Source organism: Dactylosporangium sp. NPDC005572, from assembly GCF_040605515.1.
In the GTDB taxonomy this organism is placed as follows: Bacteria; Actinomycetota; Actinomycetes; order Mycobacteriales; family Micromonosporaceae; genus Dactylosporangium.
Genome location: NZ_JBEXCY010000264.1, coordinates 1 through 14,533, shown reverse-complemented (window position 1 = coordinate 14,533; position 14,533 = coordinate 1). Strand labels below are relative to the sequence as shown.

Genomic DNA, 14,533 nt, shown 5'->3' with positions numbered 1-14,533 from the left:
CCAGCGCCTGGATGATGCTGCAACGCAACCTGCTCTACACCGCCGTCACCCGCGCAAAGAAACTCGTCGTCCTCGTCGGCTCCCGCCGCGCCCTCGCCGCCGCCGTCCGCACTATCGGCGCGGGCCGACGCCACACCGCCCTCACCCACCGCCTCACCACCTGACTGGCCCGGCAACGTCGCAGTCCGCCGGCATGCCGGCGCCGCATCGAACCTGCCTCGTCGCATGTCCGATCAGGGCCCGTGGGTGTGCCGGCATCCCGCAGCTACGCGAGGCTCGCCGATCGGTCACCAGGACCGACGAAACCCGGTCGACACCTTCTTCCGCGCAGGTGCGCCCGCGGCGCCAGCCCGGTACCCCCATAGCAGGCGACTACACGTCGACCGGGCGCAGACGCGGTGATCTTCGTCGACCTCACCGGCAACACCCCCGACGACGAGCGACCAGACCTCAGCAGGTTCCCGCAGGCTGGGTTGTTCAGCCTGCGGTTGCGAACCTTCCCCGAAATGGCGATCATGTCTCTCGCATTCATCATGTTCGGTGCCGAACGATATGCCGGGATCAGAAATTGCATCCGGACCGTCCGTTCGCTGCTGCGATTTCGGACAGGCGGATGCGCTCATACTGCGACTCGTGAAAGGGCCAGGCAATGGCGAAGCGTGTCATCCAGCAGGTCATCGACGATATCGACGGCGGACCGGCGGACGAGAGCCTGGTCTTCGGGGTGGACGGTGTCCTCTACACGATCGATCTCAGCGCGGGCAACGCCCAACAGTTACGCGACGCCCTGGCCCCGTTCATCGCCGCCGCGACCAAGGTCCGCCGAACCACGCCCCAAACTGCAGGACGCGGCAATCTCTCAGGACGGGGAACGGTGATTGCTACGCCGTCGCGTCGTAACCGCGACCGTAGTCAGGCTATCCGTGAGTGGGCGCAGCGTCAGGGCCTCGAGGTCTCCGACCGGGGCCGGCTCCCCAGGGACGTCATCGACCGCTACCGCGCGGCCCACCGCGAGTGATGCCGCCCGCAGCGCCCCAACGGCCAGAAGCAGTCGGCTTCCCACAAACCGTCAAGCACGACGACCGCCAGGATGAGGTCGCCGATATCGAGCCCGTGTCGGTGTGACAGCTCCCGCGACTGACTCGTGGTGCACCAGCGTTCCGCACCCTACGGGTCGATCACCCGGTTCCACGACCGCGCGCCGGTGTCGTCGCGGTCGAGCCAGTACGACTCTGGCGGACCGTGAGCCGCTGACCGCGAACCGGATCCGCGCCGATCCAGCGTCGTATGGGTCGGTCACAGCTGCGGGCAGTGTTTACGTGTGTGACTGTTGTTGATCACCGAGTGGCCCCTGTGTGTGTGTGTACCGTGCGGTTGGCAGACTGAGCGGCCGTGCACAGGCAGCAGTACGCGCTCGTGGCGGCCGTCGTCGCCGGTGTGGTGGCAGGGTCGGTCGCGCTCGTCCCCGTCCCGGCATCGGCGCACCCGTTCGGCGACCCGCAGACCATCGCCGTCGCGTTCGATTCGCAGCGAGCTGACATCGTCCGCGTCACGTGGCGCGTCGGTGGCCCGGACGACCTGACGCTGCTCGGCGTGTCGCTCGGTCTGCTCCCCCGCGACCGGATCCACGCCGACGGGACCGTCGACGTGCAGTACACCGATCCCGGAGTGATCGGGGCGGCGGCCGCGTTCACCGGCTACCTGCTCAACCGGGTCACCGTCACCGACGGCTCCCAGGCATGCACCGCCACCGTCGAGCCGGTGCGGGCCCTCGCACTCAAGGGCGCCACCGCCGTCTACACCTGCCCCGGGCCCGTCGCCACGGCCAGCGTCGCCGTACGGATGCTCACCGACCTCAACCCCGCCTACAAGACCCTCGCCACCGGACCCGCCGGGCAACGCTTCGTGTACGACAGCGGCACCGACACCCACGACTGGACCCCGACCGGCGCCTCCGCACCCGGCGGCACGAGCCTGGGCCGCAGCGCCGCCGTGCAGCTCGCCGTCGTCATCGGCGGCCTCCTGCTCGCCGCGGCCTTCGTCGTCGCGGTCGCCCGCAAAGTGCGCCGCCGGCAGGTCGCGGCGTGAACGCCCTCACCGACTGGGCCTCGTCCTTCTCCGACCGGCTCCAGGACCTCATCCACACGCCCGGTATCGCTCCGGTGGCGTTCCTGCTGGCATTCCTCGCCGGGGCCGGGCACGCGGTCACGCCGGGGCACGGCAAGACGCTCGCGGCGGCCTACCTGGCCGGTTCCCGCGGTCGCATCCGCGACGCCGCCTGGCTCGGCGGGTCGGTCGCGGCCATGCACACGATCTCCGTGCTCGTCATCGGTGTCGCCTGGACGTTCCTGTCGCTGTCCGGCGTGATCGAAATAGAGGAGCTCACCACCTGGCTGCAGGTCACCGCGGGTGTGCTCGTCGTGGCCACCGGAGTGTGGATGCTGCGCCGCCGCCTGCGCGGCGGCCAGCATCATCACGACCACCACCACGGCCACAGCCACACTCACGACCACCACCACGCACACGACCATGACCACGGCCATGACCACGCACACGGCCACCATCACCACCCGAAGTCCGCCGACCGGCCCGGGCTGCTGCTGCTCGGCATCTCCGGCGGGCTGACGCCGTCCCCCTCGGCCTTCCTCGTGCTCGCCACCGGCCTGTTCCTCGGCCGTGCCGGCTTCGCCCTGCTCCTGGTGCTCACCTTCGGCATCGGCATGGCCGTCGTGCTGTTCACCGTCGGCGTCCTCGCCGTCGCCGGTACCTCACTCCTCGCGCGCAGCACCCGGTCCGTCGCCGCCCTGCGGTTCGCCAGCCGCATCACGCCGGTGCTCGCCGCGGGCGGCATCACACTGTTCGGCGCCGGCCTGATCACCGTCGCCGCGGTCCACCTCGCCACGGTCACCTGACGGCCCGGGACGGTCCCGGCCCGGCGCCGAGCCGGCAGCTGCTGTTCAGGTTCGAGGCTGCGCCCATGTGAACAGCAGCAGCGGTACACCATCGGCCACGAACGCGGCGTCCTCCCGCCAACCCTGCCGGCGGTAGAACGCCGGAGCGCCGCCGTCGCGGTGGGTGATCAGCCAGGCTGCCGGTGCGGTGGCCACGTAGGCCGCCAGGAGCCGAGCCGCGATGCGCTGACGGCGGTGGGACTCGGCGACCATGAGCTCGCCGACGACGAGGGCCGGCGCCACCATCCGCGGCCGCACTCGTGGTGGTACGGCGTCGGCGACAGCGATGTCGAACGGCGTCTCGCGCGGGAGCTGGGTAGGTGCCGCCCAGCCGTAGACGGCTCCAACGATGTCGCCGTCGGACCGGGCCAGCCAGCCGCCGGCGTCAGGCTGGGACAGCTGCCGTCGCACATGGTTAGGGAAGTCGGCGAGTCGCGACTCCGGCTCTGACCACGGTGGCCCGGCGAAGCACTCCCGGTAGATCTCGTGCAGTCGCGGCGCGTGCGCCAGCAGTACTCCCGGGCCTGCGGGCTCGATTTGTGTCACGGTCATGACTGACGCTCCGGGCAGGTGGCGCAGCGGCCGTAGACGACCACGCCAACGTCGCGGCCGTCGGCGTCGGTGGTGAACAGTCCGTCCGCGGTGGCCGCGCCGATCGCGGCCGCGACGGCTTGGGGCGAGAGCTGGCGCACGGTGCCGCAGGTGCGGCACACGGTGTGGTGGTGGGCACGGTCGGCCATGCCGAACGTGAGGGACCCGCCGACCGGCACAGCGTGCACAACGTCGAGCCGGGTGAGCGCGGCGAGGACCCGGTGGACCGTGGACAGGTCGAGCGGCCCGCCGCCCGCGGTGAGCTCGGCGTGGATCTCGGCGGCGCTGAGGTGATGGCCAGCGCCGGCCAGGACCCGCAGCACCGCCCCGCGTGCGGTCGTCGAGCGTCCACCGGCGGCCCGGACGGCGGCCATCGCGGCGGCGATTCGCTCGTCTGCGGTCTGCATCACCCTCCGTTCGCCACACGGCCCTCGCTTATTGCAAGATAATGGCAGAAGCAAACTTCTGGCAGAAGACCTTGGAAGGACCGCGGATGGCTGTCTACACGCTGCCCGACCTGCCCTACGACTACGGCGCGCTCGAGCCGGCGATGTCCGGACAGATCTTGGAGCTGCACCACGACAAGCACCACGCCGCCTACGTCAGGGGCAGCAACGACGCCCTCGACCAACTCGCCGAACTGCGCGACAAGGGTGACTTCGGCGCCCTCGTCGGCCTCGAAAAGACCCTGGCGTTCAACCTGTCCGGGCACGTACTGCACTCGATCTTCTGGAACAACCTCTCCCCCGACGGCGGCGACCGCCCCGACGGCAACCTCGCCGCCGCCATCGACGAACACTTCGGCTCGTTCGAGGCGTTCTCCGGTCAGCTGTCCGCCGCAACGAAGCTGGTACAGGGCTCCGGCTGGGGCGCGCTGTCCTGGGAGCCGCTCGGCAAGCGGCTGATCGTGGAGCAGGTGTACGACCACCACGGCAACGTCGGGCAGGGCAGCACGCCACTGCTGGTCTTCGACGCCTGGGAACACGCCTACTACCTGCAGTACAAGAACGTCCGCCCCGACTACGTCGACCGGCTCTGGAACCTCGTCAACTGGGCCGACGTCCAAGCCCGCTACGCCGCCGCCACCGCACCGGCGGCCTGACATGACCGGACCGTCCCCGGCCCGCACCGCCGAGGCGGTCCAGCGCGCCGCCGGGGTCATCGCCGCACGAGCACGCGGTGACCTCGACGGCGCCGAGGCCCTCCTCGCCACGTTCCCCTCCGACAGCGACAAGGCCCGCGCGTTCTGCCTGCTCGCCGAGCTCGCGCTCGGGATCGTCCGGGCGCAGAGCGGCCAGACCATGGACGAACTCGTCCGCGAACTCAACCTGCTCGTCGAGCAGGCCCTCAACGCACCACCGCCGTGACCCGCCGCGCCGCCGTGACCGCACCAGCGGGGCTCGGCTCGACGCCGTCCAGGGCATCCCACACAAAGGGCGCGCTCGCCAGAGCTGTGGCCACGACCTCGTCCCGCTCGCGCAGCCACGCCAGGTGCCGCAACGCATGGGCGGCCACCGCGTACAGGGTGATCTCCGGCGGGCTCGGTACCGCCGGATCGCCCGAGCGGGCGACATCGCGCGACACCAGCAGTACCGAATCAGCGCCGGGGACACCGTCGAGCACCGCGACGTAGGTCAACACCACCGCACCCTCGTCGAAACGCCACGACGTCGAGTGCAGCATCGTGAGCGGAGGCGGCGCCCAGTCAGGCTGAGGACCATCGCGCTGGACGCCGCCCTGCCCGGCCGACACAGCCACCGGCCGAGCGCTCACCGACGAGCCGACCAGCTGAACCGCCTGGGCCGCCGCCACATCCGGATGCGTGTCCCGCGCCAACGTCGCGCAGACCCGCCGGTAGTACACCGTCGCGGCGCAGGCACCGACGACCAGCACCTCAACCCGGACCGGCGCGGTCCGGTGATCGCCTCGCTCCACCAATGCAACTCTGCAGTATTTGCCACTAACTTGCAACAATTACACTGCGGCAATGTCCGTCCGCCCGATCACCCTCTACGGTGAACCCGTCCTGCACCGCCGCTGCGCCGCCGTCACCGCCTTCAACCAGGCGCTCAGCGACCTCGTCGACGACATGTTCGCCTCGATGTACGCGGCGAACGGGGTAGGCCTGGCAGCCAACCAGATCGGCGTCGACCTGCAGGTCTTCGTCTACGACTGCCCAGACGCCGACGACATCCGCCAGGTCGGCCACGTCGTCAACCCGGCCCTGCGGACCGCCTCCGCGCTCGCCGGCACCGACGACGGCGACGAGGGCTGCCTGTCCGTGCCCGGCCCCCGAGCCTCCCTGCCCCGCGCCGCGGTCGCCACGGTCACCGGCCACGACAAGCACGGCAACCCGGTCACCGTCAGCGGCACCGGCTACTTCGCCCGCTGCCTGCAGCACGAGACCGACCACCTCAACGGCGTCCTCTACGTCGACCGCCTCCCGGGACCACAGCGCGACGCGTTGCTGCGCGAGGCCGGCCTATAGGGACAAGACGATGTCGCCAAGCCTTGTCCCGGCGGGCCGGCCGCAGCGGATGCTGGCCGCGTCCAACTTCGTCTTCACCGTCGGCAGCGGCCTGTACCTGACCGCCGGTGTGCTGTACTTCACCGAGGCGGTCCGGCTGCCACCGGCCCAGGTCGGGTTCGGCCTCGGCATTGCCGGGCTGCTCGCGCTCGCCCTGGGCGTCGCGGTCGGGCACGTCGCGGACCGGCGCGACGCACGGACCGTCTACGCGGCCACGCTGGTCGTGCAGGCCGCGGCGACCGCCGGCTTCCTGCGGGTGGACGGCTTCTGGGCGTTCGTCGCCGTGGTGAGCGTCGCGACCGGGGCGAAAGCCGCAGGCGTCGCGGCGCGCAGTCCGATAATCAGGCGCTTCGGCGGTGACCGGCCACAGGACTTCCGGGCGTACCTGCGGGCCGTGACCAACGTCGGTGTCTCGCTCGGCGCGCTGTTCGCGGGCTGGGCCGTGCAGACCGGCACCCACACCGCGTACGACCTGATGGCTGCGGGCATGGCCGTCGCGACCGCGGCGTCGGCGGTCCTGCTGGCGTTCGTCCCGCGGGTCGCGCCGGTTGCGGCCGCCGCGGGCCCGCGGTGGCTCGCGCTGCGGGACGCGCCGTACCTGCTGCTGACCAGGCTCGACGGCGTCATGGCGATCCAGTTCAAGGTGGTCACCGTGGCGGTGCCGCTGTGGGTGGTCGGGTCGACCCGGGCCCCGCACTGGGTCATCTCCCCCACGATGCTCACCGGCACACTCATCGTGATCGTCTTCCAGGTCCGGGCGAGCCGCAACGTCGGCTCCCCTGCCGCCGGCGCGGCCGCCTACCGCCGGGCCGGGGCGGCGTTCCTCGCCGCGTGCGCGCTGATCTCACTGGCCGCCGGCCCGCCGGATTGGGCCGCGGCGGCGCTGCTCGTCGCCGCGGCGGTGGTGCACACCGTCGGGGAGCTGTGGCATGCGGCCGCCGGGTTCGAGCTGTCGTTCGCGCTCGCCCCCGAATGGGCCACCGGGCAGTACCTGGGGGTGTTCGGGCTCGGCGCAGGCCTCGCCGAGGCGCTCGGCCCGGGTCTGTTGATCTGGCTGTGCATCACGTGGGGCCGGCCCGGGTGGTACGTCGTGGGGGTCCTGTTCCTCATCACCGGACTGGTCGTGCCGGCCGCCGTTCGCTGGGCGGGCCACCGGCGCGCGGCCGCCGAGGCGGGTCAGCCGGTCAAGCCCAATGCGTCAGTCTGAAGTAATTGCCAACAAGTTGCAATAAGCTCGTCGTCACGTCGTCGCGCTGTTGCCACCGATGTGCAAGTGCGACATGTTTGCATCGACCTCGACCTCGACCGCGATCTCGGGAGTGTTCGGATGCGCAGACCTTTCCGCCGGCTCGCCGCCGTCCTGTGCGGCGCCGCGCTCCTGGCCGCGGCCGCGTGCTCGGCTACGCCCGCGGCGCAGCCGGGCGCGACCGGCACCATCGTGGTCGCGACCGCCGGTGAGCCGGACACGCTGAATCCGGTGCTGAACTACGGTGTCGACGGCGCGTCGCTGATCTTCGACGGACTCGTCGCCCGCGACGCCGGCAACCAGCTCGTGCCCGCCCTCGCCCGTGAGCTGCCATCCGTGTCGGCCGACGGCCGGACGGTGACGGCGAAGCTGCGCGACGGGGTGGTGTTCCACGACGGGACGCCGTTCACCGCTGCCGACGTGGTCTTCACCTACCAGGCGGTGCTGGACCCGAAGGTCGACTCGACGCTGCGCTCCGACCTGGACATGCTCGACACGGTCACCGCCCCGGATCCGTCCACTGTGGTGTTCACGCTCAAGTACGCGTACGCGCCGTTCCTGCAGCGGCTGGCCCTGGGCATCGTGCCGGCGAAGGCGCTGCAGGAGCAGGACATCAACAAGGCCGACTTCAACCGCAGACCGATCGGCACCGGCCCGTACCAGGTCGACTCCTGGACAGCCGGGGACCGCCTGGTGCTGCGGGCGAACGAGCGGTACTTCGGTGGCAAGCCGGCCAACCAGCGCGTGGTGGTCGCGTTCGTGCCCGATGACAACGTCCGCGCCCAGCGGGCCCGGGCTGGCGAGTTCGACGCCGTCGAACTGGCGCCGAAGCTCGCCGCCGGCTTCGACAGCGTCAACGGGTTCCGGGTGGAGCGGGTGTCCAGCGCCGACTACCGCGGCGTGATGCTGCCGATGGGCAACCCCGTCACCGGCGACGTCGCCGTCCGCAAGGCGCTCAACGTGGGCGTCGATCGCGCGGCGATGGTCGACGGCATCCTCGGCGGCGCGGGCGAGCCCGCGTTCGGCCCGATCCCGCCCAGCTCCCCCTTCGCCGACCCGGCGATCGCCGGCAAGAGCGGCGCTGACCAGGCCGCCGCCACCGCGCTGCTCGACGCGGCCGGCTGGGTGCCCGGCGGCGACGGCATCCGGGTCAAGGGCGGTCAGCGCGCCGCGTTCACGATCATGTACCCGGCGACCGACAGTCTGCGCAAGGAGCTCGCCCTGGCCGTCACCGCCGACGCGAAGAAGCTCGGCATCCAGGTCACGCCCGAGGGTCTGACCTGGGACGCGATCACTCCGCGGATGAAGACCGACGCGCTGGTCATGGGCTGGGGCACCCCGTACGACCCGGACTTCATCTCCTACAAGCTGTTCGGGTCGAAGTTCGCCGGCGAGGCCTACTTCAACCCCGGCTTCTACAACTCCGCGGAGACCGACAAGGCCCTGCAGGACGGGCGCGACCACGCCGACACCGCCGCCCGCAAGGACGCCTACAGCCGCTTCCAGCGGCAGCTCGCCGCCGACGTCCCGTGGGTGTTCCTCACGTACCTCAAGCACACCTACGTCGTGCGTGACACCGTCCGCGGCGTGCAGCCCCGCGTCGAGGCCCACGAGCACGACGTCGCCAACAGCCTCTGGTGGAACCTGCACACCTGGACCAAGGCGTGAGCCACCCCGTGCTGCGGATCGTGGGGCGGCGGCTGCTGGTCGCCGTCCCCGTCCTCGCCCTCACCAGCATGGGCATGTTCGTCCTCGGCGCCGCCTCCCCCTACGACCCGGCCCAGCAGTACGCCGGCGCCGCCGCGTTCACCGCGACCGAGGAGAACCTGGCGCAACTGCGCGCGAACTGGGGCGTCGACGACCCGCTGCCCGTGCAGTACTGGCGCTGGATCACCAACCTCGTGCAGGGCGACCTCGGCTGGTCGACCAGCCGCCACGAGCCGGTCACGTCGGTGCTCGCCGCCCGGACCGGGTGGACGCTGCTGCTCGTCGGCGCCGCCCTCACCCTCGTCCTCGTAGCCAGCCTCATCCTCGGCACCCTGGCCGCCTACCGGCGCGGCGGCCTGCTGGACCGTGGGCTGCGCGCCGCCGCGTACGCGGTGGAGGCCATGCCGGTGTTCTGGCTCGCCCTGGCCGCGATCACCGTCTTCGCCCTCGTGCTCGGCTGGTTCCCGGCCGGCGGGCTCACCGACATCGCCGCCGACGGCACCCACCCCGGCGACGTCGCCCACCACCTCGTCCTCCCGGTGACGGTCCTCGCCATCTCGCAGGCGCCGTGGTTCCTGCTGTTCGTCCGCGACGCCGTCGCCGACAGCCTCCGCGACGACTACGTCCTGGCCGCCCGGGCCCGCGGCCTGCCCGGCCGGGTCGTGCTGTTCGGCCACGCCATGCGCACCGCCCTGTTACCGTTCCTCACCCTCGTCGGCACCCACCTGCCCGAACTCGTCGGCGGCGCGGTCCTCGTCGAGACCGTCTTCTCGCTGCCTGGCCTCGGCGCCGTCACCGTCCAGGCCGCCCTCGGCAGCGATTTCCCGCTCCTCGCGGCCACCACACTCATCACCACCGCAGTCGTGCTCGCCGCGAACCTCGCCGCCGACCTCGCCTACACCGCCGCCGACCCCAGGGTGCGCCTCGATGGCTGAGTTGACCGCACGGCGCCCACTGGTCCGGCTGCGGCCTGGTACCCGCGGCGCCGTCCTGGCCGCCTCGGTGCTCGCGGCCGCGATCCTCGCCTGTCTGCTCGTCCCGCTCGTGTGGCCGCTCGACGAGAGCGCCGTCGCGCTCAACCAGATCAACCAGCCGCCGTCGTGGGCGCATCCGGCCGGCACCGACGACCTGGGCCGCGACGTCGCCCACCGCACCCTCTACGGCCTGCGCGTGTCGCTGCTCGTCGGCGCGGTCGCCGCCCTCGTCGCCGCGCTCATCGGCGGCGCCGTCGGAGCCATCGCCGGTACCGTCGGCGGCTGGACCGACCGCATCCTCATGCGCATCGTCGACACCGTCGCCGCCCTGCCCCACCTGCTGCTCGGCATCTTCATCGTCGCGATGCTGCGACCCAGCCTCGGCGCCGTCATCCTCTCCATCGGCCTGACCCACTGGCTGTCCACCGCCCGGATCGTCCGCGCCGAACTGCTGTCCCTGCGCACCCGCCCGTTCATCGACGCGGCCGTCTCCGGCGGCGCCAGCCGGTGGCGGGTGTACACCAGGCACCTCCTGCCGCACGTCCTGCCCCGCATGGCCCTCGCCACCACGCTGATGGTGCCGCACGCGGTGTGGCACGAGACCGCCCTGTCGTTCCTCGGACTCGGCCTGCCGCCGCACCTCGCCTCCCTCGGCAACATGATCAACGACGGGCAGCGGTCCCTGCTCACCGGCGCCTGGTGGGCCAGCCTCACCCCCGGCGCCGCCATCGTCGTCGTCACCCTCGCCGTCGCCGCGCTCGCCGCCCACTGGCGCGACCGCCTCGACCCCCGCGTCCGAGCGGAGCTGCAACTGTGACACCAACACTGGCAGTTGACGGGCTCTCCGTCAGGTTCCGGCTTCGCGACGCGACCGTCCACGCCGTCACCGACCTGTCGCTCACCCTGCACCGCGGCGAGCTGCTTGCCGTCGTCGGCGAGTCCGGCTGCGGCAAGTCCGTCCTCGCCCACGCCGTCCTCGGCCTGCTCCCCGCCAACGCCACCGTCACCGGCACCGCCACCCTGCACCCCGACGGTGCCCCACCGGTCCAGCTCATCGGTGCCGGTGAGCGGCAGCTCCGCACGCTGCGTGGCCGGTACATCGGCCTGGTCCCGCAAAGCCCGGCCACCTCGCTCACCCCGGTCCGCACCGGCCGGGCCTTGCTCACCGAGACGCTGCGGGTGCACGGCCGCTTACCCGCCAACGCCGACCAGGTCGCCGAAGAGGCGGGACTCGACCCGCACGACCTCGACCGGTATCCGTTCGAACTGTCCGGCGGCATGGCCCAGCGCCTCGCCACGGCCCTGGCCCTCGCCCCGGACCCCGGGGTCCTGCTCGCCGATGAACCCACCGCCGGTCTGGACCGGCCGCTCGTCGACCACACCCTCGACCTGCTGCGCCGCCGCTGCGACGCTGGCACCGCCGTGCTGCTCATCACCCATGACCTCACCGCCGCCCGCCGGGTCGCCGACACCGTCGCCGTCATGTACGCCAGCCGCATCGCCGAGCACCGCCCCGCCGACGACCTCTTCGCCGCGCCGTCCCACCCCTACACGGCCGCGCTACTCGACGCCCTTCCCGATCGGGCGTTCCGGCCGATCCCCGGGCACCCGCCGATGCTCACCGCCCTGCCGCCCGGCTGTCCGTTCGCGCCGCGCTGCACCCAGGCCGACGACGCCTGCACCGCACTGCCCACGACCACGCACGGCACCGCCTGCCACCACCCGCTCACCCCGGCCGGTGCCGCATGACGGATCGGCCGGGGCTCGCCGCCCACGACATCACCGTGTCCTACGGCCGGCACACCGTCCTCGACCGCGTCTCCCTGCGCGTCGAGCCGGGCGAGACCGTCGGGCTGCGCGGCCCGTCCGGCTGCGGCAAGTCGACCCTCCTGCGCGTCCTCGCCCTGCTGCACCGCCCCGACCACGGCCACGTCACGCTCGACGGCGTCGCCGTCACCGGCGCCCGGCACACGGTCCCGGCCACCACCCGCATCCGCATCGGCGTGCTCTTCCAGAACCCGCGCAGCGCCGCCGACCCGCGCCTCAGCCTCACCGACCTGATCGCCGAACCACTCCGCGCCATGCACCGCCCACCCGACGCCGTCGCCACCCGCGTCGCCGAACTCGCCGAAGCCACCGGCCTCACCACCGACCTGCTGCGCCGCCAACCCCACGCGGTCAGCGACGGCCAACTCCAACGCGCCTGCCTCGCCCGCGCCCTCGCCCACCACCCCGACTACCTGCTCTGCGACGAGGCCACCACCATGCTCGACGCCTCCACCCAAGCCCACGTCGCCGCCGTCATCACCGACCACCAACACCGCCACAACACCGGCGTCATCCTCGTCACCCACGACCCGGCCCTTATCCACCGCTGGGCGCACCGCATCATCGACTGGCCCCCCACGGGAACATAAGCTCCCTACGCTACGAGGTCGGCCGCTCCGAGTCCTGCTGCGCTACATGGTTGCGGCCGGATCCGACGTACCCGCTGCGTCGCCGCCCCTGCGGCCTGCTGCACCATCGTGCTGCACCATAAGGACACCGCCGGCCTACTTATGGTGCATCATTCCGTCGATGCCGAGCGGTGGCACCTTCCTCGATGAAGGCGCCACCGCCGACCACTGCAAGGGAGGACCGGCCCGGCAAAACCCCGCGTTGAACGGCCGTATCCGAGGCGGTCAGTCGTCCTTGGCCATGGCACGCGCGAAGTAGCTGTCCGGCCCAAATCCACTGTCGTCGTCGATCCCGTTGGCGTCGAAGTCGTCCTCCTCTGGTTCGTCGAGGACGGCGTCCCACATGTCCTGCCACGAATATCCGGGGAAATCGCGTCGGTCGTAGCCGTACTCGGCTAGCTCATCGAGCAGGCGACCACGTCGCTCGGCGCGAAGCCTGGCTTCCGCGCTTGCCCACTCCTGTAGGTCGTCGCAGAGCAGCATCGGTTGGTCCGGAACGACCCGTTCCCGGTAGATCTTGTTCATTGCTTCTTGCTGCTCGTTGGAGGCCGGCGACATCCGGCTTTCGGTCTTCTTGCGATGGCAGGCGGTGCACAGAAGCTGGAAATTGGCTAGGTCGGGCGAGTCGTCTTCGACGTGGTCGATCTCTGCGCCGGGGGCGCTGCACATCCGGCACCGGTTCTCATCGCGCCGCCAGACCTGCGCGCGTGTTTCGTCGGGCAGGTGGCGTGCTCGTCGGGCGTAGCCACCGGCAAGGAGATGCGCAATCCGGACGTTGAGCGCGACACGGACGTCCGGATTGTCGATGCGCCCGTCGCGCACGATGCGCCGCCAGTAGCGCACAGTGCTGGCGTACTGTCCGCACAGCTCGGAGCAGAACAGGCCTTCAATCTGCGGCGCGAGTCGCTGCATGCAGTTAGCGCATTGGTCCTCGTTAAAGCGAGCGGCCGTTGGCTGTGATGTGACGCGCCGGGCCGCGACGTAGGAACCACCCGTACGTTCTTGCAGCGCTCGCGCGTCCCGCTTGGCGCGGCTGTCTTTCGTCATGCGATGTCCCATCCGACCGGACCCCACGACCCCAGTCGAGGCATACGAGCACGACGGTGTCCTGTTAGCACGAGTCGGAGACCCTTGTCCGTCCTACTGGCTCGTCGTGGGCGACGCCGGCTTGGAAGCGGGCAGGTGCTGCTGCCGTCGGCCAGCATAGATCGGGCGACGAACATCTCGCCAGCCCTCGTTTGGTCCGGGCCACCGCCGAGCCGCCGTCACCGCCCGGTGAACCCAAAATCCTCAGAGGGCCCGGCCAACGCCCGCCGACCCGAGGTAGGCGGCGGTTACCCGACGAGCTGCGGCTGCTGATCGAGGGCCTGGCGCTGCCCCCCCCGTTACCTTTTTGATCAACCCCTTCGGGGTTGCTTGGTTGCTCGGCCCGGTATGGCTCTTTCCCCCTGTCGCACTGATGATCCGGGGGGTGTTGCCGCCGGGTCGAGTGGCGTCGACGGACCGCTGATAGGGACCCGGCCACCCTGCACGCCCGAGGGTTGGTCTCTTCGTAACGTGGGTGCCGGCAGTTCGACGCCCGACCCCGGTGACCAGCCTTTGACCTGCGGTGATGAAAGGCGAACGTGGAGAACGAGTACAGGGTGTTCCTCGGGCTGGACGTCGGTAAGAGCGACCATCACGCGGTCGCGCTCGGAGCAGACGGGCGGCGGCTGCACGACGCGGCACTGCCGAACACCGAGAAACGGCTGAGGGTCCTGTTCGGCAAGCTGGCCAAGCACGGCCGGATCCTGGTCGTGGTCGACCAGCCCGCCTCGATCGGCGCGCTGCCGGTCGCGGTGGCCCGCGACTGCGGCCACCAGGTCGCCTACCTGCCCGGACTGGCGATGCGCCGGCTCGCCGACCTGCATCCCGGCACAGCGAAGACCGACGCCCGGGACGCCTACGTCATCGCCGACGCCGCCCGGACCCTGCCGCACACCCTGCGCCGTGTCGACCCCGGCGACGAAGCCCTCGCCGAACTCGAAGTCCTGATCGGATACGACGACGACCTCGCCGGCGAATCCACCCGGCTCAGCAAC

Annotated in this window: 18 protein-coding genes; 14 read left to right on the top strand and 4 right to left on the bottom strand. The window is 71.3% G+C overall.

The window, feature by feature from the left end; all coding sequences use genetic code 11:
• The 4 genes from ABZS66_RS55040 to ABZS66_RS55025 form a co-directional block, all read left to right on the top strand.
• On the top strand, positions 1–164 hold a 164-nt coding region (locus ABZS66_RS55040), incomplete at its 5' end, for an ATP-binding domain-containing protein (protein ID WP_354771855.1).
• A 485-nt stretch (positions 165–649) separates the two neighbouring features.
• A complete protein-coding gene (locus tag ABZS66_RS55035) occupies positions 650–1,018 on the top strand; it encodes an Lsr2 family protein (RefSeq protein WP_354771853.1) in 369 nt (122 codons plus the stop codon).
• Positions 1,019–1,392: 374 nt separating this feature from the next.
• Entirely contained in the window at positions 1,393–2,088 is a 696-nt protein-coding gene (locus ABZS66_RS55030; protein WP_354771851.1) for a hypothetical protein, read from the top strand.
• Positions 2,085–2,912, top strand: a complete 828-nt coding sequence (locus ABZS66_RS55025) for a cobalt transporter (protein ID WP_354771849.1) — start codon at positions 2,085–2,087, stop codon at positions 2,910–2,912. Before ABZS66_RS55030 ends, ABZS66_RS55025 begins: the two co-directional genes overlap by 4 nt.
• Before the next feature lie 45 nt (positions 2,913–2,957).
• Here the strand turns inward: ABZS66_RS55025 and ABZS66_RS55020 are convergent, their stop codons facing one another.
• Together ABZS66_RS55020 and ABZS66_RS55015 are read right to left on the bottom strand one after the other, a co-directional pair.
• On the bottom strand, positions 2,958–3,503 hold the full coding sequence (locus tag ABZS66_RS55020) for a GNAT family N-acetyltransferase (RefSeq protein ID WP_354771847.1): 546 nt from the start codon (positions 3,501–3,503) through the stop codon (positions 2,958–2,960).
• Entirely contained in the window at positions 3,500–3,949 is a 450-nt protein-coding gene (locus ABZS66_RS55015) for a transcriptional repressor (RefSeq protein WP_354771845.1), read from the bottom strand. Before ABZS66_RS55015 ends, ABZS66_RS55020 begins: the two co-directional genes overlap by 4 nt.
• 86 nt (positions 3,950–4,035) lie before the next feature.
• On the opposite strand from ABZS66_RS55015, the gene ABZS66_RS55010 reads away from it, so the two are divergent.
• Together ABZS66_RS55010 and ABZS66_RS55005 are read left to right on the top strand one after the other, a co-directional pair.
• Positions 4,036–4,644, top strand: a complete 609-nt coding sequence (locus tag ABZS66_RS55010; protein WP_354771843.1) for a superoxide dismutase — start codon at positions 4,036–4,038, stop codon at positions 4,642–4,644.
• 1 nt (position 4,645) lies between these two features.
• Positions 4,646–4,909, top strand: coding sequence for a superoxide dismutase (locus ABZS66_RS55005; RefSeq protein ID WP_354771841.1), 264 nt, complete (start codon positions 4,646–4,648; stop codon positions 4,907–4,909).
• On the opposite strand, the gene ABZS66_RS55000 is transcribed toward ABZS66_RS55005, so the two are convergent.
• Complete coding sequence (locus ABZS66_RS55000; RefSeq protein WP_354771839.1) at positions 4,890–5,477, bottom strand: hypothetical protein; 588 nt, start codon at positions 5,475–5,477, stop codon at positions 4,890–4,892. The genes ABZS66_RS55005 and ABZS66_RS55000 overlap by 20 nt on opposite strands.
• Before the next feature lie 52 nt (positions 5,478–5,529).
• Between ABZS66_RS55000 and def the strand changes: the two genes are divergently transcribed.
• The 7 genes from def (at position 5,530) to ABZS66_RS54965 (ending at position 12,413) form a co-directional block, all read left to right on the top strand.
• A complete protein-coding gene (gene def / locus ABZS66_RS54995) occupies positions 5,530–6,030 on the top strand; it encodes a peptide deformylase (RefSeq protein WP_354771837.1) in 501 nt (166 codons plus the stop codon).
• A 10-nt stretch (positions 6,031–6,040) separates the two neighbouring features.
• On the top strand, positions 6,041–7,276 hold the full coding sequence (locus ABZS66_RS54990) for an MFS transporter (RefSeq protein WP_354771835.1): 1,236 nt from the start codon (positions 6,041–6,043) through the stop codon (positions 7,274–7,276).
• 120 nt (positions 7,277–7,396) lie between these two features.
• Positions 7,397–8,983: an ABC transporter substrate-binding protein gene (locus ABZS66_RS54985; RefSeq protein WP_354771833.1), complete on the top strand. Its 1,587-nt coding sequence runs from the start codon at positions 7,397–7,399 to the stop codon at positions 8,981–8,983.
• Positions 8,980–9,957, top strand: a complete 978-nt coding sequence (locus ABZS66_RS54980) for an ABC transporter permease (protein WP_354771831.1) — start codon at positions 8,980–8,982, stop codon at positions 9,955–9,957. Before ABZS66_RS54985 ends, ABZS66_RS54980 begins: the two co-directional genes overlap by 4 nt.
• Positions 9,950–10,813, top strand: a complete 864-nt coding sequence (locus tag ABZS66_RS54975) for an ABC transporter permease (protein ID WP_354771829.1) — start codon at positions 9,950–9,952, stop codon at positions 10,811–10,813. The genes ABZS66_RS54980 and ABZS66_RS54975 overlap by 8 nt, the downstream gene beginning before the upstream one ends.
• Complete coding sequence (locus tag ABZS66_RS54970; protein ID WP_354771827.1) at positions 10,810–11,745, top strand: ABC transporter ATP-binding protein; 936 nt, start codon at positions 10,810–10,812, stop codon at positions 11,743–11,745. The genes ABZS66_RS54975 and ABZS66_RS54970 overlap by 4 nt, the downstream gene beginning before the upstream one ends.
• Positions 11,742–12,413, top strand: coding sequence for a dipeptide/oligopeptide/nickel ABC transporter ATP-binding protein (locus tag ABZS66_RS54965; RefSeq protein ID WP_354771825.1), 672 nt, complete (start codon positions 11,742–11,744; stop codon positions 12,411–12,413). The genes ABZS66_RS54970 and ABZS66_RS54965 overlap by 4 nt, the downstream gene beginning before the upstream one ends.
• A gap of 264 nt (positions 12,414–12,677) precedes the next feature.
• On the opposite strand, the gene ABZS66_RS54960 is transcribed toward ABZS66_RS54965, so the two are convergent.
• Positions 12,678–13,499, bottom strand: coding sequence for an HNH endonuclease signature motif containing protein (locus ABZS66_RS54960; protein WP_354771823.1), 822 nt, complete (start codon positions 13,497–13,499; stop codon positions 12,678–12,680).
• 578 nt (positions 13,500–14,077) lie between these two features.
• On the opposite strand from ABZS66_RS54960, the gene ABZS66_RS54955 reads away from it, so the two are divergent.
• On the top strand, positions 14,078–14,533 hold a 456-nt coding region (locus ABZS66_RS54955), incomplete at its 3' end, for an IS110 family transposase (RefSeq protein ID WP_354771821.1).

Excerpts from the sequence above, each read along its gene's own strand:
- ABZS66_RS55035 (WP_354771853.1), top strand. The coding sequence starts at position 650 with ATGGCGAAGCGTGTCATCCAGCAGGTCATCGACGATATCGACGGCGGA.
- ABZS66_RS55020 (WP_354771847.1), bottom strand. The coding sequence starts at position 3,503 with ATGACCGTGACACAAATCGAGCCCGCAGGCCCGGGAGTACTGCTGGCG.
- ABZS66_RS55015 (WP_354771845.1), bottom strand. The coding sequence starts at position 3,949 with ATGCAGACCGCAGACGAGCGAATCGCCGCCGCGATGGCCGCCGTCCGG.
- ABZS66_RS55010 (WP_354771843.1), top strand. The coding sequence starts at position 4,036 with ATGGCTGTCTACACGCTGCCCGACCTGCCCTACGACTACGGCGCGCTC.
- ABZS66_RS55005 (WP_354771841.1), top strand. The coding sequence starts at position 4,646 with ATGACCGGACCGTCCCCGGCCCGCACCGCCGAGGCGGTCCAGCGCGCC.
- def (WP_354771837.1), top strand. The coding sequence starts at position 5,530 with ATGTCCGTCCGCCCGATCACCCTCTACGGTGAACCCGTCCTGCACCGC.
- ABZS66_RS54990 (WP_354771835.1), top strand. The coding sequence starts at position 6,041 with ATGTCGCCAAGCCTTGTCCCGGCGGGCCGGCCGCAGCGGATGCTGGCC.
- ABZS66_RS54985 (WP_354771833.1), top strand. The coding sequence starts at position 7,397 with ATGCGCAGACCTTTCCGCCGGCTCGCCGCCGTCCTGTGCGGCGCCGCG.
- ABZS66_RS54975 (WP_354771829.1), top strand. The coding sequence starts at position 9,950 with ATGGCTGAGTTGACCGCACGGCGCCCACTGGTCCGGCTGCGGCCTGGT.
- ABZS66_RS54965 (WP_354771825.1), top strand. The coding sequence starts at position 11,742 with ATGACGGATCGGCCGGGGCTCGCCGCCCACGACATCACCGTGTCCTAC.
- ABZS66_RS54960 (WP_354771823.1), bottom strand. The coding sequence starts at position 13,499 with ATGACGAAAGACAGCCGCGCCAAGCGGGACGCGCGAGCGCTGCAAGAA.